Source organism: Pseudomonas sp. HY13-MNA-CIBAN-0226 (assembly GCF_040310305.1).
Taxonomy (GTDB): Bacteria; Pseudomonadota; Gammaproteobacteria; order Pseudomonadales; family Pseudomonadaceae; genus Aquipseudomonas; species Aquipseudomonas gregormendelii.
The window spans coordinates 196,076-218,053 of record NZ_JBEOPS010000007.1; the positions used below are offsets into that span (position 1 = coordinate 196,076).

Annotated in this window: 21 protein-coding genes and 3 pseudogenes; 4 read left to right on the forward strand and 20 right to left on the reverse strand. The window is 50.6% G+C overall.

Annotation, left to right across the window (positions count from 1 at the left end; all coding sequences use genetic code 11):
* Positions 1-23: 23 nt before the first annotated feature.
* The 3 genes and pseudogenes from AAEZ05_RS10080 to AAEZ05_RS10090 form a co-directional block, all read right to left on the reverse strand.
* Positions 24-284, reverse strand: coding sequence for an antitoxin Xre/MbcA/ParS toxin-binding domain-containing protein (locus AAEZ05_RS10080; protein WP_350647159.1), 261 nt, complete (start codon positions 282-284; stop codon positions 24-26).
* Between the two features lie 743 nt (positions 285-1,027).
* Positions 1,028-2,839: a hypothetical protein gene (locus AAEZ05_RS10085; protein WP_350647161.1), complete on the reverse strand. Its 1,812-nt coding sequence runs from the start codon at positions 2,837-2,839 to the stop codon at positions 1,028-1,030.
* A 480-nt stretch (positions 2,840-3,319) separates the two neighbouring features.
* Positions 3,320-3,861: pseudogene (locus tag AAEZ05_RS10090) on the reverse strand (IS3 family transposase); the annotation flags it as partial.
* A 440-nt stretch (positions 3,862-4,301) separates the two neighbouring features.
* Here AAEZ05_RS10090 and AAEZ05_RS10095 point away from each other — a divergent pair.
* The gene (locus AAEZ05_RS10095) at positions 4,302-5,042 is read left to right on the forward strand and encodes a toll/interleukin-1 receptor domain-containing protein (RefSeq protein WP_350647163.1); all 741 of its coding nucleotides are present in this window, start codon (positions 4,302-4,304) and stop codon (positions 5,040-5,042) included.
* 15 nt (positions 5,043-5,057) lie between these two features.
* Positions 5,058-5,456: a hypothetical protein gene (locus AAEZ05_RS10100; RefSeq protein ID WP_350647165.1), complete on the forward strand. Its 399-nt coding sequence runs from the start codon at positions 5,058-5,060 to the stop codon at positions 5,454-5,456.
* A gap of 184 nt (positions 5,457-5,640) precedes the next feature.
* On the opposite strand, the gene AAEZ05_RS10105 is transcribed toward AAEZ05_RS10100, so the two are convergent.
* The 5 genes from AAEZ05_RS10105 to AAEZ05_RS10125 form a co-directional block, all read right to left on the reverse strand.
* Positions 5,641-5,739: a hypothetical protein gene (locus AAEZ05_RS10105; protein WP_350647167.1), complete on the reverse strand. Its 99-nt coding sequence runs from the start codon at positions 5,737-5,739 to the stop codon at positions 5,641-5,643.
* A gap of 321 nt (positions 5,740-6,060) precedes the next feature.
* Positions 6,061-7,515, reverse strand: a complete 1,455-nt coding sequence (locus AAEZ05_RS10110) for a TrkH family potassium uptake protein (protein WP_350647169.1) — start codon at positions 7,513-7,515, stop codon at positions 6,061-6,063.
* A 444-nt stretch (positions 7,516-7,959) separates the two neighbouring features.
* On the reverse strand, positions 7,960-8,214 hold the full coding sequence (locus AAEZ05_RS10115) for a DUF1652 domain-containing protein (RefSeq protein ID WP_350647171.1): 255 nt from the start codon (positions 8,212-8,214) through the stop codon (positions 7,960-7,962).
* A gap of 242 nt (positions 8,215-8,456) precedes the next feature.
* On the reverse strand, positions 8,457-8,660 hold the full coding sequence (locus tag AAEZ05_RS10120; RefSeq protein ID WP_350647173.1) for a hypothetical protein: 204 nt from the start codon (positions 8,658-8,660) through the stop codon (positions 8,457-8,459).
* A 133-nt stretch (positions 8,661-8,793) separates the two neighbouring features.
* Positions 8,794-9,066, reverse strand: a complete 273-nt coding sequence (locus tag AAEZ05_RS10125) for a hypothetical protein (RefSeq protein ID WP_350647175.1) — start codon at positions 9,064-9,066, stop codon at positions 8,794-8,796.
* A 164-nt stretch (positions 9,067-9,230) separates the two neighbouring features.
* Between AAEZ05_RS10125 and AAEZ05_RS30720 the strand changes: the two genes are divergently transcribed.
* Positions 9,231-9,464 carry a DUF6555 family protein gene (locus AAEZ05_RS30720; RefSeq protein ID WP_502947764.1) on the forward strand — a complete coding sequence of 78 codons (234 nt, stop codon included), beginning with the start codon at positions 9,231-9,233 and terminating at the stop codon, positions 9,462-9,464.
* 25 nt (positions 9,465-9,489) lie between these two features.
* Here AAEZ05_RS30720 and AAEZ05_RS10130 read toward each other — a convergent pair whose 3' ends face one another.
* From AAEZ05_RS10130 to AAEZ05_RS10165, 8 genes and pseudogenes are all read right to left on the reverse strand, one after another.
* A complete protein-coding gene (locus AAEZ05_RS10130) occupies positions 9,490-9,909 on the reverse strand; it encodes a group I truncated hemoglobin (RefSeq protein ID WP_502947765.1) in 420 nt (139 codons plus the stop codon).
* The gene (locus AAEZ05_RS10135; protein ID WP_350647177.1) at positions 9,909-10,772 is read right to left on the reverse strand and encodes a DUF3034 family protein; all 864 of its coding nucleotides are present in this window, start codon (positions 10,770-10,772) and stop codon (positions 9,909-9,911) included. Before AAEZ05_RS10135 ends, AAEZ05_RS10130 begins: the two co-directional genes overlap by 1 nt.
* A gap of 3 nt (positions 10,773-10,775) precedes the next feature.
* A complete protein-coding gene (locus AAEZ05_RS10140; protein ID WP_350647179.1) occupies positions 10,776-13,133 on the reverse strand; it encodes a putative bifunctional diguanylate cyclase/phosphodiesterase in 2,358 nt (785 codons plus the stop codon).
* Positions 13,117-13,800 carry a methylamine utilization protein gene (locus AAEZ05_RS10145; RefSeq protein ID WP_502947766.1) on the reverse strand — a complete coding sequence of 228 codons (684 nt, stop codon included), beginning with the start codon at positions 13,798-13,800 and terminating at the stop codon, positions 13,117-13,119. The genes AAEZ05_RS10140 and AAEZ05_RS10145 overlap by 17 nt, the downstream gene beginning before the upstream one ends.
* Before the next feature lie 388 nt (positions 13,801-14,188).
* A complete protein-coding gene (locus AAEZ05_RS10150; RefSeq protein ID WP_350647183.1) occupies positions 14,189-14,422 on the reverse strand; it encodes a hypothetical protein in 234 nt (77 codons plus the stop codon).
* Positions 14,423-14,502: 80 nt separating this feature from the next.
* Positions 14,503-14,814 (reverse strand): hypothetical protein, encoded by a 312-nt coding sequence (locus AAEZ05_RS10155; protein WP_350647185.1) that lies wholly within the window; start codon positions 14,812-14,814, stop codon positions 14,503-14,505.
* Positions 14,815-15,484: 670 nt separating this feature from the next.
* A pseudogene (locus AAEZ05_RS10160) lies at positions 15,485-15,728 on the reverse strand (CrcB family protein); the annotation flags it as partial.
* Between the two features lie 196 nt (positions 15,729-15,924).
* Positions 15,925-17,100, reverse strand: coding sequence for a sensor domain-containing diguanylate cyclase (locus AAEZ05_RS10165; RefSeq protein WP_350647187.1), 1,176 nt, complete (start codon positions 17,098-17,100; stop codon positions 15,925-15,927).
* Positions 17,101-17,250: 150 nt separating this feature from the next.
* Here AAEZ05_RS10165 and AAEZ05_RS10170 point away from each other — a divergent pair, with 150 nt between their 5' ends.
* Entirely contained in the window at positions 17,251-17,646 is a 396-nt protein-coding gene (locus tag AAEZ05_RS10170; protein ID WP_350647189.1) for a response regulator, read from the forward strand.
* A 356-nt stretch (positions 17,647-18,002) separates the two neighbouring features.
* Here the strand turns inward: AAEZ05_RS10170 and AAEZ05_RS30725 are convergent, their stop codons facing one another.
* The 4 genes and pseudogenes from AAEZ05_RS30725 to AAEZ05_RS10185 all read right to left on the reverse strand — a co-directional run bounded on the left by AAEZ05_RS30725 (position 18,003) and on the right by AAEZ05_RS10185 (position 21,778).
* Positions 18,003-18,548 (reverse strand): methyl-accepting chemotaxis protein, encoded by a 546-nt coding sequence (locus AAEZ05_RS30725; RefSeq protein ID WP_502947767.1) that lies wholly within the window; start codon positions 18,546-18,548, stop codon positions 18,003-18,005.
* Positions 18,549-18,554: 6 nt separating this feature from the next.
* Positions 18,555-18,860: pseudogene (locus tag AAEZ05_RS30730) on the reverse strand (PAS domain-containing protein); the annotation flags it as partial.
* A 712-nt stretch (positions 18,861-19,572) separates the two neighbouring features.
* Positions 19,573-21,204 (reverse strand): methyl-accepting chemotaxis protein, encoded by a 1,632-nt coding sequence (locus AAEZ05_RS10180; protein ID WP_350647191.1) that lies wholly within the window; start codon positions 21,202-21,204, stop codon positions 19,573-19,575.
* A gap of 331 nt (positions 21,205-21,535) precedes the next feature.
* Positions 21,536-21,778, reverse strand: coding sequence for a DUF6555 family protein (locus AAEZ05_RS10185; protein WP_350647193.1), 243 nt, complete (start codon positions 21,776-21,778; stop codon positions 21,536-21,538).
* Positions 21,779-21,978 lie beyond the last annotated feature (200 nt).

Sequence of the window (21,978 nt, forward strand, 5' to 3'; positions counted from 1 at the left end):
CGCTCTGAGTTCCATTGTGACGATCAAGCTAGCACCCCCCGCTCCAATCGACCAATTAGATCCACGACTGCATTCGTTTCGACTCTCGTCCTCACCATGTCTATTGGACGAAGCGAACCATGCCCACGAGCCGGCGACTGCATCCATTCCGTCGCTGCGCTGGCATCGCCTTCAAACAGATCAAGGGATGCTTGAAAAACGGTTATCAATGCCATTAGGCAATCACTCTCCATCGGGCTGAATCGCCCTGCTTTCCTCCTACGCGCGAACGTTCTTACGGACATACCAATAAGCCTTGTAGATGACCTTTCGCCTTAACTGAAAAAGGAATGCTATCCGGTCGAAAAACTTGGAAGGTAGCCCAGTACGAATGAGATCGAAAAGCGAGGTACCTCGAGAAGGCAACCCTGGGGCGCGCCATATGTTTTCAGAGGATGGGTACTCAGATTGGTACTCGTTGATCGAGGAAAGCATTCGTACCTCCCTTTATTCAGAATCTCAATCGCACACACGACCCGTGGCCCATAGGCGCGCCGCTATAGTCACCTCGGCTCACATCACAACTACCCTGACACCGGGGGCTATGATTCCGGCACCAGTCCATTTTTGAGGGCGCTCGGGCTCGTCTACAGTTCTTAAACCAGTGGATCAAAGCCTCTGGGACGGACAACCCGCCCCACTCTGAAGTGGATCCTCGAGATTGAGCATCGAACAAACAGCTTCAGCCTCTATCCTGACGTTAAAAACACCATGCTTGCTAGCTGAGCCTCCCTCCACGAGATCTACGACCCTGTATCGCTTACTACCATCTTCCAATACGGTGGTCTCGATGACCTTAAATCTTGGCTGCATGGGGCGTTCCTAAAAATTGTGTTCTACAACTACTGGTATCACGCAGCGCCATCAAGCACTGCGCAGCGCTGTGCATTAAAGTTTAAGAGCGCGACATTATCATTGTCCGGCGATCTGCTTTGGAGAAACCTGACTTAGGGTAGCCAGGTTTCTGGGCATGTCGGCACGGTTGGCGTCATTTGAGTGTTCCTAGCTTCTGGCCCAGCGTGCGCTTGATGCTGACGTCAATGTGATACCTGGGTAGCACTGCAGCCGTCAGGGCATTTTCATCCCACAGCCTGCAAGCTTCCTCCGTACTCCACTTACCACCCTTCCTGAGCGCATGAGCGCTCATCACTGTTTCGATCAACTGTTGCTCAAACCATTCACGAACCACTTGCTCAATTGCCCCGCCAGGGCCAGCGGCACCAGGGACATTGGCATACCGCTGCTCCCAGCGCTCCACCATATCGGTAACGACTCGGAAATCGGCATTCACTTTAATGAGGTTGCTGTTGTAGATGTAGTTGGCTGCGCGATCATCCATTTCCTCCTTGGCTCGCGAGCCATCTCCAATGCTCACCCAGGCCACTTCAGGCTCCGTATTCTGATTTATGAATTCAGCCTGAGTGCCTTCTTCAGCCGTAAAGAGCGCGTATAAATCACCTTGCCGTCCACCCTTTGCACCCGGTGTGCCTGAACCACCGCCTCCCTCGCCGCCTTTCTCCAGAGGCTCACCCCCTGCATTGCTATTGGGGTGGGAGATTGCATGAAGCCCTTTAGGATTGGGGCGGTAACGACCGAAGTTGAATAACTCCTTAATTGCCTTCAATCGCTCACGAATCGCTGCGCGATGGTCGCTGCTCTTGGCTTTGTGGCCTATTTGATCTTGGAATGTAGCGAGTTCTTGCGGCATGTAATCTCTAAATTCTGCGGCGTATGCAGCCCAATCGAGCTGCTCACCTTCAATCAAGAGCGCTGTACGAGCGGTGTTTGCCGTCACCGCTGATTCGTTGTCGGGATGGATGTAAACCACTACGCGCTCGCAACCAAAGATCACCCCGAACGACTGCAGACGAGCGTAACCAGCATTGCTCATCACAATTTCGTACAGCTCGTCGTGATACAACGCAGCTACCTGGCCTGGGGGCGTGAAATGCCCACTGTCAGTATCAATGTCATCTTTCATGATGTACCAAAAGGCGGTCGCGTCGCTTAAAGGCATCTTGAAGCTCCCGCGCTCTTGGCTGTTCGCCTCCAACCAAGGAGCCATTCCAGTAACCGTACGAAGGAAGCGGTGCTGATCACGAGGTGGATTTTCCCAACCCTCAACAGCAGACACTTTCACATCTTCGGGAAATCTAAAGAATCGAGAATTGAGATAGCGCACAATCCACTTGCGAGGCATGCGCACATTCCCTGGTGGCTCGGCAGTGTTATGGGTGGAGTGCTTACCAAGTAATACCACCATGGTGCCATGCTGTTTGATGATGTCTGGTTTCGGGTCGTCAGTGATGCGTGTCCAGAATTCACCACTAGGAAAGCGTTGCAGCCCATATTGACCATTAGCATCTCTATGCAAATGAATCATATATCCCTGACCATCCACCCAGCTCAGGTAAACGAGCCCTTCGGGGTTTGCTGGAGCTGCGGATATTTTGGCGCCTACACCAAAATTGCCCGAGGTTGATTGCAGGCTAATCGAGGAGCTTAGATGGTTGATATACTTGACCATCTCGTCCCCTGTCATACCTATACCGGTATCGATAATACAAAGCTTTTGCTCGCCAGTTAGGGCCTCTCGCTTTTCTTCTACGTTCCACCTGATTACACCTGAGCCGCTGCCACGAAGGATGCTTTCTATGGAGTTGCAGGTCAGTTCACGCAAGAACTGCAGAGGTGAGCAATCCTGATGAAGGCGATCAATGAGGAAGGCCATGTTGGCCACTTGCATCGGGGAAAAATCCGGGTTAACCGGCTGCAAACCGGCGATTTTATGTTTGTTCATGACTGGCGCCTCTTCCGTCAGGAGCGGTATCAAGGGCTCCCAAACTCAAAAGGATGGCGGTCTCGGAGGACAGTACGCTGTGCGACTCGACCGTCGATGTAATCCCCAGCAGGGATAACTCAAGGATAGCTCCGGGGGTATCTTAAGAGAGTCTTCTCGGACGGAGGGTTGGCAAAGGCAGGACACGCCGCAGTACTGCTCGCGGCTCTCAAAATCAGGATGGAGCGCGCGCCATAAGGTGTACCATTAATAGACCCTATAAAATATTGGTAAGACGTGCCCATGGAAAGCGAAGAGGGCCGCCAGATCGTAGCTGCTCTGGCGCAACGGCTTGGTGACAAGCCGTAGACATTGCTCAGATCGCAGATGCGATAATTGCAACCTTGCAGGATATGGATTTCGCCCTCAACCCCATTTTTGGGCCTAAAGGCGTTGCGGCACTTTTGCGGCGAAGCCTCTTTTTATGTGTTTCTGTAGTGGTCAACTCATCCCGGACACGGTTTGCAGTTTTTCTTCCGTTTTCGCTGGGGCCAATCCATCGTTAAATTGATGAGGTCGGATCCAGTTGTAGTGATGCATCAGGTACTGCTGATGTCTCTCTGAGCCTGCAGGCCAGTCATGTAGCCAGTCCTCGGTACCCACTCTGTTTTAAAACTGCGAAACACCCGTTCCATCGGCGCATTATCCCAGCGGTTTTCTCGGCAGCTCATGCTCTGACGCACGCGATAGCGCCACAGCCGCCGGCGAAAGTTGCGGCTGCCATATTGCGATCCTTGGTCTGAGTGAAACGGCAGGCCTTGAGGCTTACCACGCTGCTCGTAAGCCACTTCCAACGCCTTGATCACTGGGTGTGCATCCGGTTTTTCTGATAACGACCAGCCCACCACTCGGCGAGCGTAAAGATCCATAACAACCGCAAGGTAGTGCCATTTTCCCTGTGCCCAGATGTAGGTGATGTCGCCGCACCAGACCTGGCTGGGCGCTTCGACATCGAACTCCCGGTTCAAGATATTTGGGATATCATGCCCAATAAGTAGTAGCCTATAGCCATAGGTGCAGTTTGACAGCCCCGCTGAAGATAGGTTTTTCGGGGAACAGCAGCTTTTTATCAGCGGTTACTTCTTGGTGATGCGCCAAATAGCGAAACCGGGGTGGAGACAGACCAAGCCACAGAAGGCACGCATGATCTGCATGAGCGCGCCACCCTACCCTCACGCAACCGACGCGTTCTTCTGGGCTTTAAACCCTATTTACTGCCATGAGGCTTCGTTGCAGCTGTATTTGGCTTATGTCACTGAGCATCGACGATGTGTTTCGCGACATCTGTCCCGAGAATTTTCAACTGGCTCTATGGCGAGTTCGACACTTCCGACAAAGACAATTGTGCGCACTGCTACCCTACTCAAAGCGTTGAATATTAGTGTACAACGCGTGCCTTTGATAAAACCATAGGAAATGTATCGTGGATCGTGGATTCAATGTTTTGCTATATAGAGACTTTTATAAAATCGATGAGACTGCAGTAAGAGAATACCAGCGAGATGAGCGCCGTAAAGTAGAAGACTTATCTGCTTATGTTTTAGAAGCTGACACAATCGACGCTCAAACGGTGATAAAAAAAATCTTTCCCCATCAAAACGTGGATGTTTTCATTTCGCACTCCCATGACGACAGGGATCTGGCAACGCAACTAGCTATCGATCTGAAGGAGAAGCTGGGTATAATTGCTTTCGTAGACTCCTCCGTTTGGGGGTCAGCAGATGATCTACTGAGAAAAATAGATGACAAGCATTGCTGGGATGCCGACTTAGGAATCTACCGATACAGCGACCGAAATCGTACGACTGCGCATGTCCACATGATATTAGCAACAGCATTACAACAGATGATTGATCGTGCTGACACTTTATTTTTCTTGAATACAGACAAATCGCTATCTACAAAGCATTCAGTTAAGTCGAGTGAGAAGACATTATCACCTTGGATTCACATGGAGTTGATGTTCAGCTCTATGGTCAGAACAAAACTAAGGCCATCGCTCGAACATAAACGCATGATGGACAGTGTTCACGGCTCAGTCGCCCACGAGGCGCCATTGAAACACCTGACAGCGCTTGGTCACTACGACTTGGTTGTGTGGATGGTAAAGGCTGCTGGATTGCGGGGCAAAGCTGCAATCAACGTTTTGTATAATGATCATTAAGGGAGGCTAAGAGTTATGGATAGAAAACTGAAACACCTCGAGTTCATACAAGGTGTTGTCAACCGGTTATCGACTAACTCCTTTCTACTGAAAGGCTGGTCTGTCGTTATCGTCTCAGCGCTGTTCGCGCTTTCCGCTAAAGATTCAGACAAAGGCTTTGCTATGCTGGCCTACGTGCCGGCGATGGCGTTCTGGGGGCTGGATGGGTATTTCCTGGCGCTGGAGCGGAACTACAGAAAGCTCTATGAGAAAGTCAGGATTGTGGAGCCTGGACGCATAGACTTTGCCATGGGCATTGATGTTCAGAAAGGAATGAATGATTGGTGGAAGGCTTTTCTCTCTAAGACTCTATTGGTTTTCCATGGGGCGGTTGTAGCGGCAATTAGCCTAGTCGGCTATTTGTATATTAATTAAAGACAATAGGGCCCCTACGGGCCCTTTCCCCTCGATTACTCTCGACAAGCAATCCTTACGCGCGCTCTCCCCGCAAACCGATACAGCGACAAGATGACAGAGCCATGGCTTGAGTTAAGGCGGCTGCGGTACGACCAGAACACGATAGAGACGAGAAGATTCCCCTGATTCGCTGCTCGTCTAATTAAGCGCGTTGAGTGGGGGCGAGATGTAGCATCACTGCGGTAAGCGAATCACCCGCCTCTTTGACAGCAGATATGATCTCATCCTTTGAGACCCCCAATTTTTCAGCCTAATACTTAAGCTCTGTGCTGTCCCGGATGTTTATTCTGATCGCGTCGGTACCGCGTATTGGCTCTTGCTTTTCCATTGGGCTCGCCATGGCATGCTGAGGATGCGAAGTCAGAATAGTAGAATGAGGAGAGTCATGCTGGCTTTTGTGTAAAAGCACGTACGTAAAGGCGAACACCTAACCAAGTTAAGGCTTCGTCTACTGCGTCTAGGCAGCTTGATGACCACACGCCCAGACCATGCCGCCAGCTTGAGGCTTACACCTGCTGCAATAGTAACAACGTCAATTCCTTAGGCTCGGGGATTACTACAGTCAATATCTCCAAAAAACAGGCGTCACAAGCACCAATACGGTAAGAATTTCTAACCGCCCTAAAAGCATACCAATCGTCAAAAGCCATTTTGCAGCATCCGGTAGCGATGAGAAATTACCTGCAGGCCCGATGATGTTGCCCAGTCCGGGCCCAACGTTACACACAGCAGTTGCTGCGCCGCTCAAGGCCGTTGTCCAATCAAGCCCAATTAGAGCAAGCCCTAATGCGATTGCTGCAATCGTGACGGTGAAGAAAAAGCAAAAGGTCAAAAGTGAGCGCACAATCTCTTCGTCTATAGGATGACCATTGTATTTTTTTTGAATCACCGCCCGAGGATGAATCAGTTGCTTTAGGCTGCTCATCAGCAGGGTTCGTGCAACCTGGAAACGGAAAATTTTAAGGCCACCAGCCGTGGAGCCAGAACAACCGCCGACAAAGGTAAGATAGAAAAAAAGCATAATTGCGAAGCTGCCCCACAGGGTGTAGTCACCCAATGCAACCCCTGTAGTGGTCACGACAGAGGTCACGTTGACGGCTACGATACGGACGGAGTCCCACCAACTGTTGTCACTGTTAAAGCTCAACCAGGTACCAATAACTAGCCAGGTAATCACGAGAAAGCTGATGAATCCACGTACCTGTTGATCTTTTATCAGCGCCCTCCTATGTCCACGCAAGGTTGCGACATACAGGGTGAACGGTAGGCTACCCAAAATCATAACCACCACCGCTATCCAATGAATAGCTGGTTGTGGCCAGTGAGCCAACGACGCATCGGATGTCGAGTACCCACCCGTAGAGATTAACGACATTGCATGATTGATGGCCTCAAAGGGCGTCATACCTGCTAACCAAAGGGCCAAGGCCGATCCGCCTGTCAGACCGAGGTAGATCCACAGGATGTACGTGGCAGCAACATGAGAACGCGGTGTTACTTTCTCTGACCAATCTGATGATTCAGTCTGGAAAAGACGCATCCCGCCCACTCGCAACAATGGAAGGATCGCTACGGCCATACCGATAAAGCCAATACCGCCCAACCAATGAAGCATTGAGCGCCAAATCAGCAAGCCAGGAGATGCGGTATCCAAGCCGGTAAGAATGGTGGAGCCAGTAGTAGTGACGCCGGACATCGTTTCAAAGAACGCGTCGGTGTAGCTGATATGGTGGATGAATACCATTGGTAAAGCAGCAAAGGAGCAGACCACAACCCAGCTAGCCGTCGTCAGAAGGTACATGTCTCTTGGTCGAAGCTGGAAGGTTTCTGGTCGCCCCCGCACAACGAGCATCAGTCCAGAAACCAATGTAATCAGGCTAGACCAGAGGAAGGCAGATATCTCACCGCTTCGCTCATAAACCACCAGCGTAATCATGGGGATCGCCATGCTTACGGCTAACGTGATCAGGAAAATACCCAAGATGAAACCAATGAGCCGCATTGCCGCAATGGACATGAAAGAAGCCTGTTAACGAACGTCGCACAGTATCGTGCGAGAGGCTGCCACCCTCTGTAAGTTTTCTGTAAAAATTTCTACACCGATGTAATGCATACCGAGGTTTTTACCGAGCTGGAATTTACGAGATCAAGCCGAGTAGTTTCCGATACTAATGCTAAGCTACCACCGTGTGCAAAATGCTCATGGTAGAACTCCTCTTTCCCCGCACGCACGTGCGGGTTTTTTCTGACTACGCCAAGAAGATGCAAAGAGCTTCCCGAGATTTTGGGTATGCAGAAGGCTCCTTGATCCACGCTGGCAACTCGATAAGCAGAATCGGGCGCCGTTTCCGAATTCGAACGGTCATGCAATGGGACGTCACGAAGGAAGCGCTGACCAGCACCAAGTAGAAACAACTCAGGGAGAATGTAGTCGTTACGCGAAACCCGAAGCGAGGCCCTCTCATCCTACGTGATGATCCCGGAAGGCAATCTTGCTGGCCGTCATTTCGTTCCTGAGTTCACCTACAAGGTTTGATATCGCTCGGCTTGTGATCAGAGGCCTGGGGGAAATCCCGGTGACTAGCATTTCAACGCTGCCAGACTCTGGATCGACCACCTTTATCATCAGCGATCCATCAGGGTTCACAGTGCAAGTACAGGACAAAGGCAGGAAGCCACACTCAATGATGTGGCGTAACTCAAGAATTGAAATCATGACGTGCGTCCCTTGGGTCAAGTTTATTTTTCTTGCTTAGTAAGCATAGGTGCCGATTTACACCTTAGGAGAAAACTCGACAAGTTGCTTTCCATTCGTCGACAGACCTTTATCAGTTTCACTCAAGCGTGGCCATCTATTGGAGGCGTTGTTGGATTCTCTCCATCCTGACAATCAAAAATCTGATCGATGTACCGCGAGCACGTCCGTCATATGTGATTTTTTCTCTTCCCCATCTTCGCTCACTGCTCGGATATAACATCTCCATAGAGCCTTGGCAGAGCAGCCCATGCATCAAGAGCTATCCGTTGGCGGCCAACGGCTGCACGCCATTCAGCTTCGATTGGTGCTTCAAGATCAATCATTTCCCGAATTACTGCTGTGGAGGCCTGATATTCCTCAAACGCCTCTTTGGCTTTCGCCAAAAACTCCTCTTGCCGATACATACGGATTCTCCTGAGGCAGACACGTTTTGAAAAGCGCTGGGGGACTGAGGGCCATTTGAATGGGGATCATCTCGCCAAGCGTACGCTACACTCCTGGATGATGACTGCTGGGGCGCCAACCTTCCCACCGAGACTAAGAGTCGTCCTGAGAGAGTTGGGTGTCGATCCACTGTTCAGCTACCGAAATGGTCTCAGCCAAGGCGCTGTGGTAGTCAGGCCACGGCCCGGCGAGCTCCGCCACCGTGATGCCATAGCCGTGTATTTCCCCATCTTCTACGACATGTGCCGCTACCGGTGAATCGTCATTAGGTTTATCCCAGTCAAATTTCAGATAGACCGTTACGTTGCGGAATTGGTGAACGATTGGCGTTTCCATATTATGGGGCATGACTTTTTCATCAATCACCAGTAGAGAGTCATATTATTAACCCAAGCCGCAAGTTCTCTCTATCGAGGCAAAATGCCACGTTCCGTAGCAGTCGGTCGCCGCAGCTGCACACGTAGATACGCTTAACACGCAATCGTTCTGCTATCTTGATCTGATGGCAATGTGCCTAAAAGGAGCCAGTGATGGGGTTCACGATTTGCTACAGCTTCGAAGGCAACAGAGTTGTGCTTGAACGGGCGGGATATCAAATCAATGCTCACGATGCAGTGTGCTATGCACTGCGTCATTCAGGAGTCGCAATCAAGGAGCACGATTCAAAATGGTCGGGAAATCTGTCTTCCATAATTGAGATAGCCGACAGATGTGGCGTTACCGACGTGAGATGGCATCGGTCTATCACATACCCCCACGAGTAGTGGAGCCCTGACTGAGGAAACGATCTCACTTTTCGATTACCTCCTTGCGCATCGGTGCTAACCGAGAAATCAACCGATTTTGAACCGGCGTCGCAATTCCTTGATCATCCATCGCCGCAATCAAGTCCTCGACCAGCGCATTGAAGTCGCTGCGGCTGACATTCTGGCCCTTATGACTTTCAGCCATGCTGTCACCGGAGTAGATGCAAGGCCCGCCCGCTTCGACGCAGAACTGTTCAATCAGTTTGTCTCGCAGCCGCTGAATATCGATGCGGCGAAAGCGCTCGACGATTCGTTCATCCTTGGCAATGTTCAGCAGCATTCCTTCGACGATCCGGGTGATTCCTGTGCGCTCGCCGAGGTCGCGGTAGAGGCTATCGTCCTTCAGCGGATGTTGTGCGCATGCGCTCATTAATAGCACCAGAAATAGCGGTAACAAACGCATCAGAAACTCCCCTGCACGGACAGGTAAGTGCCGTTCTGGTTATCCAGTGTGGCGATCTCGCCGAGTCGTGCGTAGGCCAATACCACTGACACATGCTTGTTCGGAAAATAACCTACAAACAGATCTGCCCAATCACTTTCCCCGGCGAACGACAGGTTGTCCGGTTTTTCCCGATACTCGACGCCTACCACCCAGCGCGGATTGAACAGCACCGCCACCGAGCCTTCTTTCAACAGACTGCGCGCGTCGCGTCGATCACCGCCAAACCCCATCAACCCCAACTCGTTCGCACGGCTGTAACGAAGACTGCCATTGACCAATAAGTTGTAGCCAAACGCCGCGCCCATGAGCAAACGACTGGCCGCTAGATAACCCTCGGTGTCGCTGTCACGTTTGGCGCCGACCAGATTCGGGATCAAGAACTCCCGTTGATGTTTGTATTCCAGCCCCAGGGAAACCTGCGGCAGTTCGTCGTAAATCACATCGCCGAACAACCGCATTTTAACGCCGAGCACATCCTGACCCAGAATGTCCTCAGGCAGGTTTAGCTTGTGTACCAAAGAGCCAAGATCAAAGCGCTGCCGGGCGAAAGACAACTCGACGCGGTTGTCATAGGCCACGGCCAACCCGGCCACATCCAGCTGATAATCAGGCAAGTTGACCGTGGTCGCGAATACTGTGGCGCCCCACTCATTCGTCTCGCCATAACCGGTGAGCACTGCCCACGGTGTGACACCACCCCCCGCAGCGCCTTCGAGGTTGCTAGCGCCGCCGGTGGCGATCAGGCGACCGTTATCGGCCAAAGCGTTTTGCAGGGTCAGGCCGACGATGCAGCCGATCAACAGGAAAAAACGTGCCGTCATGAATCATTGAACCATGGAGGTTTGAGAATTGAGGGGCAGCGCCACCCAAGCTTCGAAAGCCGCCGCGCTCAGCGGTCGACTGATGAGATATCCCTGCGCCGTATCACACTTCCAGCGTTCCAGCAGGCGCAGGCTGTGCGCGTATTCGACGCCTTCGGCCACCACTTTGAGCCCCAGGTTGTGGCTCATTTCAATGGTCGAACGGACGATCACCGCATCCTCACTGGTTTCATCTAAGTCACGAACAAAGGACTGATCTATTTTCAGTTCCTGCACAGGGAGTTTTTTGAGGTGAGACAAGGATGAGTAGCCAGTACCGAAGTCATCCACCGACAGGCTAATTCCACAGTTACGTAGCTGGTGGAGGACTTTCAGTGCTCGCTCCGGTTCACGCATGACTGCGCTTTCGGTGATCTCGAAGATCAATTGCTCTGCCGGAAAGTTGTAGCTCTGCAGTAGTACCATTACTCGGGTAGCAAGGTCATCGCTGAGCAAGTCATCGGCGGATATGTTCAGCGACAGTTGCAAGTGCAGGCCCCGTTTATTCCAATCCGAGAGTTGGCGCATGCCTTCGTTGATTACCCAATGTGTCAGCGTCCGAATGCTTCCTGTACGTTCAGCCAAGGGAATAAATTCGGCAGGTGAAACCATGCCAAGTAGCGGGTGCTGCCAGCGCAACAAGCCCTCGGCTTGGCTGACGCGACCTTTACGGATATCCAGCTTGGGTTGGTAATGGAGGAGGAGTTCCCCGTTGCTCGCTGCTTGGCGCAGGTCGCGAATCAAATTGATCTGTCGGCGATGGGCCAAGTCACTACCGTGTTGATAAATTTGTAAATGGCCGGGCAACTGCGCGGCGTCTTTCATGGCAATGGAGGCGCGTTCCAGCAAGGTCTGTGCACTTTGTCCATCAGCGGGGAATGCCGCTATTCCGAGTCTGCAATCCAAAGCGAGATCGTGACCGTTGATGTGCTGAGGCTTAAGTAGTAATGGCTGCAGTTGGTCAGCTACGGCGACTGCAGCGTCGCTGTCGAGGCCCTCAAGCAACATCAGGAATTCGTCGGCGATCAGATGAGCCACGGTATCACCAGGATGCAGCGAGCCTTGCAAGCGTTGACCGGTTTGACGGAGCAATTGATCAACCGTTTCAGGGTCGGATGTTTCGTTGATAGACCGCAGGTTTTCAATGCCCAAGAAGATAAGCGCCATAGGTCGTTGTGCGGCAATGGCACTACCTAATCGCTCCATGGCTAACGCGCGGTTGGGCAAACCGGTGAGAGGATCATGCAGAGCGTTGTGAGCTAACTGCTGTTCGCGCTCAGCGATACCGCTTTGCATTGAGTTCACTGCTTTGGCCAGTAATCCAAATTCGTCGCTTCGGCGCAGTATCACAGGGGTCTGATAATCTCCTAGGCCAATACGCTCTGCAGCTAAGGCCAAAGACCTAACTGGTAGCGACACGCCTCGGGCGAGCAGCAAAGCGCCGACTAATGAGGCGAGTAACGCGACCAAGGCAATGCTAAGGATCTTCTCATCAAGCGGTACGAACGCTTGCATAGCCGCATCGAGTGGACTTTGTAAGAGGGCTATGACCCGACCGTCATACTCGCCAGCGCCGCTAGCTAGCACTAAAGACTTGCTTAGAAAATTATGTTCCGAGTGTTCCGTCAGCAGCGCTGCATTGCGCGTTGACGCATCGAGCATCAGACCAGTGATGCTTCCTCGAAGAACTTCTGGTTGCGTGCTAACAAGTTGCCCTGGCTGTCGGCGATCAATGGTTAGAAACGACACCTCTAGATTGGTTAGCGAACGCAGTTCGTCGGCAAATGCACTGTCCATGCTGAAGCCCATTACTACCCGGGCAATCGGCAGAGGCGCAAGCACTGGAGCTTCAACTAGCAGATGCGGTTTTCCCTGCAACGGCACCATCAGCATGGCTTGTTTTTTTTGCCGCGTATCGCGCAGCGCTTGGTCGTAACGAAACAAAGCGCCGTCTGCAACATCATCCAGCGTGCTAGCGAGGACTTTGCCATCTATGCTGAGGAGAATCATGTCGCTCGCGTTGATGCGCTTTCCATGGTTGAACAGCACCGAACGCATGGTTGCAGAGTCTCTACTGGCCACCGCATCGCGAAAGCCGAAATCGGCTGCAAGTAATTGTACACCGTCAGCCAAGCGCCGACCGCGCACCTCCAGCAACCGCTCGAAAACTCGTGTACCGACTTCCAGTTGAGTGTTGGCCTGGCTGCGAACCGCTGAATTGGTTGCCACCTTTACGCTGAAATACAATGAGCCGATTACCACCAGTAACAGCAGGATCAATACTGCAGTCACCTGCGCCTGAAAGCTATTGCGCAGTTTCATTGGCAGCTCGCTTGAACGCGTCTCCGAAAGCATTCGGAACAGGAGCCGTCGAAGTGTTCGTAGGCGATGGCTCCAACGCCAGGTTGAAAGTTTGCTTCAGGCCTTTAAGAGGTATTTTTATGGCGCCTGCGTCGAGAGGATGCATGTCTATCAATTGCGGGTGCCAAAGGGTGACCTTGTACTCACCGACGGGCAAATTATCCAGCTCCAATTTGCCTTGGACGTTCGTAACCCCGAAGCGTGGATCATCGGTAACGTAAACGTATCCAAGCATTCCGTCATGAATGTTGCAGCCAAGCACCACGACGCCAGGTTTATCGAATAGTACCGGGTCGGACGGTGTGCCTTCGTAGAGACGAAGTTCGAAGCGTTTTGCCGGCGAAAACGAATAGACCTGATGACGGATGTTGTCACTATTCGGGAATTTGATCGGGGTGCCTGTATGCACTGCAAGCACGTGCGGAGCGAACTGCTGAGCACGCTGATCCATATCGGCACTCAAATGGACTGAAGGCTGGCCAATTGGCCCTTGCAGAGTAACCACCACATCAGAGAGCAGATTGCCGTTTTGTTCGCGCAGTTCGACGTCGAGCCTGGCTAAGCTCGCCCAGCCATCAGTACACACGAAAAAGTTGACTAGCAAAAAAAGCGAGCAAATCTTGGCCATGCCGGCTCCGAGACAAAAAGACTGTGGTGCCACCTTCGCAGTGAGACCGCTGAAGAGGGATTGCAACAGATAATGCGCCAACCAAAGCCAATTGCCATCATTGAATGTCATACAGCATTGATGCTTCGTCGACAGAAATCCGCAATAGAAAATGGTTTCTGTAAGGCTATCGTCCAAATAGGAGAAATCTGGAGAGTCACGCCGTGTAGTTGCGTACCATCCATCCAATTTCTCAAAAATGACGGGACATATGCTCTGAGCGTGCGTGACGCGCAGCACCGTAGGTCTGGCTGTTTTTTAACAGACAGAATTCAGGCGCTTTTTTTTGATGGTGGGTACGGAGACCGCCACGGAACGTACAGATATTTAGAGGCTCAAATTTTACCTGTCATGAGGTAAAAGGATTCGACCCTGAATACTCATTCATGTGCGAAATCCAAGCTCCATAGGCGTCTGAATGCCGTTCCACAGCGGCAGACCATTTCACGCCTGAGAGTTCTCGAGCTGAAACAAGCATCATCATTTTATTATTTGCTGCATCCAGCTCAAGCAGCAACTCATAAGATTTGAATCTAAAATCTTCTACTGCACTCGTTTTGGATATTTCTCCCGACAGGCTCAACTCGGATTTCCGAGTCTTGTACCCATCAAAATTTTGACTTCGGGCGACTTATATTTATCAATCCGGACGACGGACAGACATCATCTTGATTGGTTGGTTGGTTGGTTGGAGCCGGAGCGCGGTAACCGGTCGGGTTTTTTCGCACTATCGCTTTTTGTGGTAAGCATGGAGGCACGCTGTTTTGCGTGTTGAATCCCCCACTCCATGGCTTGCGTCATGGTTTCATTAGGACGGGCCTCAAAAGCCTCCTCAAACAATAAAACACCTAAATCACCATATGCACCGAGAAATAGCTGTGTTTCGCCAGCATCTGAAAGCTGAACTTGCACATTTATCATAACCCTATCACTTATCCTCTCATCATGAGATCTACTGTGAACTTCCTCATTCACCCATCTCCAGTATCTTTCACTTCGTTTATGCATTTTTTTCTCATAATAAACGGGAATAATGGACGGAATGACGCTCTATCAAGTTATAGGTTAATTGCTTTGTATTGGTGTGCGATATTGGAGATAAAAAGCAAAGTTGAGGGCACATGTCGGTCGTGACGGGCATATAAAAAAACATAAATGAGTTGGCGAAAATTTTCGTAAGAGATAGTTTTCAATTTATTCAACTCAGTTACGTGAAGCACCGGCGGAGTGAAAGTGACAACCTTGCACCTCTCTCCTTGTAGTCGGTACAGGTACAAAAGCGTCGCGAACCTCGTCCAATTCCAACCAAGGATGAGATGTTGAGACTGACCTACTGCATGAAGGCGTGTGAGGAAAATCCTCAGTCCTTTGATGCTCGGGCTGAACCGCCTTGCACAATCTGCACGTTACAGTCGCCTCTAAAATAGTCCACTTCCCATGCCAGGCGATGAGCTTCTCAGTAGGTGTCATAATGGGCGATCTCTCAAAATAGTTGTACAAATTCACCATGACTGTATCAGTTTTCAGCCCGGATGGCTGGCCATTTGACACCCCGCCGACAACTGGATCGAGCACCCGTCTTTTAAATGGCACCGCATGTACGACAAATCGGAAAGGCATTAGAGAATCTTTCATTCTCACAACCTCAGCGCGTGCCAATCTGTTGAAAGGACAGAAGCCCGGCTGCCGTCATCGCCAACGAGCCAACTACGTGCAATGAAACCTCACCAAGCGCCCACAGCAGTCTGCCTTCCTGAATCAGAGAAACTGTTTCCGCTGAAAACGTGGAGAAGGTGGTGAGTCCCGCACAGAAATCCGTGATGACCAGGAGGCGCCATTCAGAGCCTAAGGAGCGGGAAAGCGGCCAAGAAAGTAATGGCAAGATCTATGTCAACAATCCGTCAATACAGTTAGCAGGCATGAGAATTGTATCGCCAGCCAAACCATGGCACAGAGGATTGCCCGCTGCTAAGGTGCGATTGAAACAGCTGACGCTACCTCCTCTCAAGAGGGCTCAACGCGTAGTTTGCACTAGAAATATTCATCACGACGATTACGCAGGCAAAATGAAAAACGCCTGTGCTTTTATGTCTCCGTGATCTGTTTCATTCGCTTATGTTCGTACATCAGCTTGTCAGCCAAGATCGTGGCCGAGCTTATACAGTTGGCAGCATTAGCCATAGATAACCCCACAGATGCGCTGACACCGAGCACTTGGAGCGATTGGCACACCCTTTCGCGAAGCGCCTCCCCACCTGCCCTATCGCAATTTACACCGATGATTCCAAACTCATCTCCCCCTAGCCTTGCGACGATGTCGTCGGATCGCGAAGCTTGATTCAAGGCACGAGCAGCGCTCTTAATGGTATCGTCGCCAGCGGCGTGCCCCTCGCCATCATTGATGAGTTTTAAATCATCCAAATCGATGATCAACACCGCTGCGGAATTCCCGTAACGACGGTTCCGACTATCTTGACACTCAGCAAGCTGATCCCAGCCGGCACGGTTATAGAGCCCCGTCATGCTGTCGCAAAGTGCCTGCGCTTCAAATCTCTCTGCTTTGCTTGCCTCTTCATCGGCTCGAAGTTCCATTTGTAAAATCTTGCTCAGCACCTTGCCTACCATCTCAATAAGTTCTTGGTCTTCCCTAATTTTTTCAGGCTGAGGGCTTGGATCAATTGCGCAAAGCGTGCCAAACAGCGAGCCATCCGACAATAGAAGTGGAACTCCGATGTAGGAGTTAATGGCTAACTGCTGGCTGATTGGCGCAGCCGCATAGCAAGGCACCAACGCTGCATTCGGTGCTATGCGGGGGCCGGCTCCGTTCACCATCTCACTACAAAAGGAATCACTCCAACTGAGAACTCTGCCTGGCTGGATTTCATAGCCATGATCTTCGCAATGCAGAACAGTCCAGTCGTCACCGTCAGCCCGAGTCACCATCCACAGATCGAAACCTAACCGGCGCCGCAAGAACGAAAGCACTTCACGCGCGGTATCTTCAAAATCACTCATCTGAATTTCGACTCGTAGGAAGGTATGGGCAAAGAAGGTGGGCGCCATCACCGAAACGCCAAGTGGGCCTATGGATGGTCGGCGATTGTAGCGCTCACCGCATGGCGAAGCTTGAGCAAGGTAGGAAAGCCGACGAAGTGTCCCATCCGATGCAAAACGTACAAGCATCTGAACGTGAACTTCGCGGCACAAACGACGTTCGCAGATCAAGATTTCAAGGAATCGGTATACGAACTGCCAAGACAAGGGCCCTAAATCCTACGTCTCGTGGATGCCAGCATTTTGGCCTTGTCACGGGAGGTGAGCTGTGATGGTGCTAGACATGGACGACGCGTTCGATCAACCTTGCCAAAAGTGAACTACTGTAAATTCTTGGGTTAACTGTGGGATGATAAGATGATTGCCAGAGGGGAAAGGAAGCTGTCGCTAAAAGGGGACGTGATAATCGTCGAAGATGACGACCTTCTGTGTAATCTGATGATTGAGATCCTAAGCGACATCGGCGTGGGGTGCATTGCCTTCGGCACAGCCGACGACGCATTAATTTATCTACTTCAATCGCACAGGGCTTGTACCATGGTGATCGCAGATCACAGCGTGCCATGGCAGATTTCGGGTAGTGACTTGGCCAAGATGGTAAAAGAGAAGTGGCCGGACATAGCCGTGATCCTCACCAGTGGACATGAGCTAAACGCAAGCAAGCTACCGCCAAAGGTTTGGTTTCTTCAAAAGCCTTGGGCTGTGGATTCGCTGGTATCAACTGTAGATGGACTGCTTAACCCTAGTTCTTAATTAGTTCCATCCTGATAAATTTCCGGCTTAACAAGCCATGATTGGCTTTGAGCGCTATTAACCATAGCCGCATTGTATTAAATAATAGAGAAATCTGACAGGACGTCTGGCATTTAGACTGCATAACTAGCGATCGAAAGCCAGACTTTCGTGTTCAAAAAACCACCACCCTGCTGTCATATTGAGATACATCAATAGCACACCAATCTTCTTGATTGAATCCAAGCCGCCCATTAAACCATTGATTATTAGGCGTCAGACAGTATGAACAACACATAGGTCGTAGAGAAAAACTCAACAACGGCAATAAAGCGACCGCCATGAAGTGATACCCGCCAAATTTTGAGTGTATTCTTCTAACCTGGCTCATTGGCCAACATGCTAACTGCATGCACAGCATCGCTTGCTCCATCACGAATCTGTTGGATGACTTCACCAGCCTGATCTGCCAAGTTGACACCCTTGGACGCACGCTCACGAGTACCATCCATGCTCTTTATAGCTAGCTGAGTTTCGCTCTGGATTTTGTTAACCATCTCAGCGATTTCCATTGTCGAGCCACTGGTGCGCGCAGCTAGTTGCCGAACTTCATCGGCCACCACGGCAAATCCGCGCCCTTGGTCACCCGCCCTAGCTGCTTCGATAGCAGCGTTCAAAGCCAATAAGTTGGTCTGATCGGCTATTCCACGGATGGTCTTGACGATGGTTGTAATTTGTTCCGAGCACTCCCCAAGGCTTGAGATGATTTTTGAAGAATCTTCGATGTTCGCAGCGATCTCTCGCATTTCGCTTGCCGCTTGCTGAATTACTAATGTGCCACGCTCAGGCGCTTTACGCGTATCTACTGATATGGAATAAGCCTTGCTGGCACTTTGAGTATCCTGCTTATGTTTCTCAACCATTAAAGTAACATTTGAGGCAAATTTCACTACTTTATTCAAACGCCCATTGGCGTCGTACACAGGATTGTAAGAGGCTTCAAGCCAGAGAGTTGTACCATTTTTTGCTACGCGCTCGAACTGACCGTTGAAAAACTCGCCCTGGTTAAGTCGCTGCCAGAACAACTCGTATTCACCACTGTTTGTAAGCTCTGGCTTACAGAATATTTTATGGTGCTTACCTTTGAGTTCAGCCAAGCCGTATCCTACTAGACTCAAAAAGTTTTGATTAGCACCTAAAATATTGCCTTCCAAATCAAACTCAATTATTCCCATAGCCCGGTCGAGGGCTTGCAGCTTACCTTTTACTAAGCTCTCGTGCTGTATTTTGCATGTAAAATCAAGCGCATACTTGATCACCTTTACTACATTACCCAACTCGTCCTTGACTGGATTATAGCTTGCCTCTAACCAGACCGGCTGATCATTGGAGTCTATTCGCTCGAAGGTTCCCGATTCGAAATTTCCACTTTTTAGGCGCTGCCAGAACCCTGCATATTCGCTGCTACTCCCCGAGCAAGCTTTCTTGCTCCGCGATAACTTGGCGCAACTCTATGATGGTCTTCTTGTACGACTTGAATAGGATCATGTGTCATTTACCCTGAAGATAGAGAAACCTGCAGTCAGTCCCAATGCTCACAATTGCTCGCCGCACCTTTTTTCCTGGGCTGCCACGGAGCAATGCCTATCTCCATATCGGCACTTTAATACTGCTCTATTTATATATCTAGTTCAATATACAAATGAAGAAATTTGCGCGCACTATCACCTTAACATTACAAGAAATTCTCCGGATAAAGGTGCGGACAGTTAAACGCAGAGACTATTGACCAGCCCTATATAACCGAATTCGCCGCCTGGATGAAACTCATGCAATACGCCCGATTGAGTTTAAACGCGAAATAACTAACCTAGACTTCCAGTTCATTCATAGCTGCACACTCAGCCCTTTACAAAGGCTGAGCTGTTGCCATTTCTCACCTAAAATTTATAGCTTAAATTTTCCGACCTGAGATTCAAGACTCTGAGCTAGAACTTGCAGGCCTTTCGCGGTTTCGGAGGTTTCTTCCACCGCCTGGCTGTTCTGTTGAGACATCTGTGCAATGCGCTCTACGTTACGAGCGACATCTTGGCTTGCGGCGGTTTGCTCTCGGAGAGCGAGCGAGATCATGTTCACGACACTAACGACATTACTCGATGCATCGCGAATGTTGACGATAGCTTCTCCCGCCTGGTTAGCAAGATCCACGCCTAGTTTTACCTGCTCTACACCAGCGTCCATGTTGGTTACAGCGTTACGAGTCCCTGTTTGGATTTTCTTAATCATTCCAGTGATTTCTTGGGTAGAGTTGGCAGTGCGCTGCGCTAACAGACGAACCTCATCCGCCACCACTGCAAAACCACGGCCCTGTTCACCAGCTCGAGCTGCTTCAATTGCTGCGTTCAACGCCAAAAGATTTGTCTGATCAGCGATGTCCTTAATGACGTTAACAATCGATGAAATCTGCTCGGAGTGCTCACCCAGCTCCCCTATCTGCGTCGCGGAAGCTTGTACGGTTTCGGCGATGAGCTGCATGCTCGCTAGGGTGCTCTGAATGACATTGCTGCCGTCTAGAGACTGCCTACCTGAGTCAGTGGAGATAGCGTGCGCCTCATCCGCGTTATCTGAGACATGGTTAATGCTGACGGTGAGCTGTTCCACCGTCGCTGCCATAGATGACGCGGCATTAGATTGCTCATGTGTAGAAACAGAAAGCTGAGTAGAAGCACTGGAGATTTCGTGAGCGGCAGCAACCAGTTGCTCTGCGCCGGTTTTGATTTGGGTGATCATGCCGCGCAGGCGCTCCTGCATAACCGCAAAAGCATCGAACAGGGTGCCGACTTCATCAGTCCCAGACTTTTCTATACGTGAGTCCAAGCGCCCCTCTGCGATTGTCTTAGCAATATCGACCGCTTGACGGAGGCGTCCAACTATTGTTTTCGAAAGAGCCATCGCAACAAAAATTGCAAAAATGACCGCCAGCACACCCCCGCCTATCAGAATGGCCAAAGCCATGCTCTTGGCCTGATTCATGTCAGCAGTTCGAGTAGCAAGAAGCTTTCTCTCGTCAGATTGCACGTCGGAGATCAGCTCGCGCATCGCATCCATTTTTGCCTTATCTCGTCCTTCACCTATCACCTTAACGATTGCATCCATCGGCTGCGAACCAATCGTAATCTGCTGACGCAGAGTGATCGCACCCTGAATGTCCTCTTGGAACCAGCGCGACTCAAGGCTTTTCAAGCTCTCAAGTCTTTGTTGTTGGATCGGGTTGTCAGAAGTCAGCCGTTTCAGCTTTGTGTAGCTTCCCGAAAACGATTGTTCGCCCTCGTGCAGTGGTGCTAGGAACGAGTCTCGTCCAGTAATAGCGTAACCTCGCATACCCGTCTCTATATTGACGAGGCTTCCTAGCATGGCTCCTGACTCGTTCAGTACATCGTAGGTATGGATGTTGCTTTTGACCGCGATGCTGACTTGGTCAAACCCTCGAAGGGACGTCATTACCAAAATGAGAATGACTGCCAAGACAATTCCGAAGCCCGCATAAAGCTTTTTTGCAATGCTCATGTTGGCCAGCATGCTTTTATCTCCTGAATTTTGGGCGAAATAATGCACCTTTCGAGAATCCTGCCCTCAAAGGTCAAAGCAGGGGTTTAGAAAGGTAAGAAGCATTTACCAGATGGAGAAAGCTCGGCTCGCACGTGGCGTGGTAACAATTGAAGCTACCCAGTTGATGACAGAATGCCATACATTTTGGAAAACGCTATACATGAAATTTTTTTTGTACAGGTTTCGATACTGCTCTTCGACAGCCCTGATTTCTGCACTGTATTCTAGTTTTTTTGCTAGCACGCGAAGGCCGTCGGCAAAAAATCACCGGATAACTGCTTGGTTTCCAGATGATGCTGTTTCAATTTTTGGAGCTAATTTCTCTTACCAAGCCGCACCTAACATCAGTGATGCCGAGCCTTTCCGTTTGGGTTTTAGCTTGGCACATTGGCCTGAATGCGGTCTCGGTTACTGAGTTGATCCCGGCATGGAGGGCGGCAAAATGACAAGCATCGCTGTCGCAGAGATGAGCTACCTTCATGAAAAAACTTTTGTGCTGGGCGTTGAAGCAATAGTGAATTTCGAAAATCCTTATGTGCGTCATCAGTGGCCTCCCCTCTCAAATACAACAACCTTTCGAAAGCCTAGTACCAACATGACGGCACCAAACACTACCCGACTGGCGGCGTGGAGGTTTCCTGCTGGAAAGCACGCGCTGAGTCGCGCCGTTCTGCACCTAGACCAGAGGAACTGACTTTTTTGGTGCGTCAGAGACGTGCAAGAACTACCCACTACCAAACGGGG

Coding starts and splice junctions, on each gene's coding strand:
- AAEZ05_RS10080 (WP_350647159.1), bottom strand. CDS start 284: ATGTCCGTAAGAACGTTCGCGCGTAGGAGGAAAGCAGGGCGATTCAGC.
- AAEZ05_RS10085 (WP_350647161.1), bottom strand. CDS start 2,839: ATGAACAAACATAAAATCGCCGGTTTGCAGCCGGTTAACCCGGATTTT.
- AAEZ05_RS10100 (WP_350647165.1), top strand. CDS start 5,058: ATGGATAGAAAACTGAAACACCTCGAGTTCATACAAGGTGTTGTCAAC.
- AAEZ05_RS10110 (WP_350647169.1), bottom strand. CDS start 7,515: ATGTCCATTGCGGCAATGCGGCTCATTGGTTTCATCTTGGGTATTTTC.
- AAEZ05_RS10115 (WP_350647171.1), bottom strand. CDS start 8,214: ATGATTTCAATTCTTGAGTTACGCCACATCATTGAGTGTGGCTTCCTG.
- AAEZ05_RS10120 (WP_350647173.1), bottom strand. CDS start 8,660: ATGTATCGGCAAGAGGAGTTTTTGGCGAAAGCCAAAGAGGCGTTTGAG.
- AAEZ05_RS30720 (WP_502947764.1), top strand. CDS start 9,231: ATGGGGTTCACGATTTGCTACAGCTTCGAAGGCAACAGAGTTGTGCTT.
- AAEZ05_RS10130 (WP_502947765.1), bottom strand. CDS start 9,909: ATGCGTTTGTTACCGCTATTTCTGGTGCTATTAATGAGCGCATGCGCA.
- AAEZ05_RS10135 (WP_350647177.1), bottom strand. CDS start 10,772: ATGACGGCACGTTTTTTCCTGTTGATCGGCTGCATCGTCGGCCTGACC.
- AAEZ05_RS10140 (WP_350647179.1), bottom strand. CDS start 13,133: ATGAAACTGCGCAATAGCTTTCAGGCGCAGGTGACTGCAGTATTGATC.
- AAEZ05_RS10145 (WP_502947766.1), bottom strand. CDS start 13,800: ATGGCCAAGATTTGCTCGCTTTTTTTGCTAGTCAACTTTTTCGTGTGT.
- AAEZ05_RS10170 (WP_350647189.1), top strand. CDS start 17,251: ATGATTGCCAGAGGGGAAAGGAAGCTGTCGCTAAAAGGGGACGTGATA.
- AAEZ05_RS30725 (WP_502947767.1), bottom strand. CDS start 18,548: ATGGTTGAGAAACATAAGCAGGATACTCAAAGTGCCAGCAAGGCTTAT.
- AAEZ05_RS10180 (WP_350647191.1), bottom strand. CDS start 21,204: ATGCTGGCCAACATGAGCATTGCAAAAAAGCTTTATGCGGGCTTCGGA.
- AAEZ05_RS10185 (WP_350647193.1), bottom strand. CDS start 21,778: ATGACGCACATAAGGATTTTCGAAATTCACTATTGCTTCAACGCCCAG.